The 256-nt window shown below is 42.2% G+C and carries 1 protein-coding gene; it reads right to left on the bottom strand.

The window, feature by feature from the left end:
- Positions 1-255: phage integrase SAM-like domain-containing protein (locus SCA31_RS24395; protein ID WP_410699559.1), on the bottom strand; the 255-nt coding region annotated here is incomplete at its 3' end.
- Position 256 lies beyond the last annotated feature (1 nt).

Below are 256 nucleotides of genomic sequence, written 5' to 3'. Positions count from 1 at the left end.
AATAACATCTTGCGGTTCTGTGAGGAGTTTCAACTTCAAAAAGGGATTTTCCATCGCCAAATCTTCTTCGATCACAAAACGAAAGAAAGTCCGTATGGTCTTAATATAGTCGTTAACTGATCGCGGAGATAACCCCTGTGTCTTATGCTCGTCTAATTTGAAACTGTGACCGTCGAACTTTATTTTATCGTTGATCAACCACGATACGAATCCGCGCGCAAAGTCAACGTCAATATGACGTATGTCTGCGGACACC

Origin of the sequence: Chryseobacterium sp. SIMBA_028 (assembly GCF_046535285.1) — a bacterium.
Lineage (GTDB): Bacteria > Bacteroidota > Bacteroidia > Flavobacteriales > Weeksellaceae > Chryseobacterium.
The sequence above is the reverse complement of the archived record's forward strand: the minus strand, read 5'-3'. Positions and strand labels throughout refer to the sequence as shown.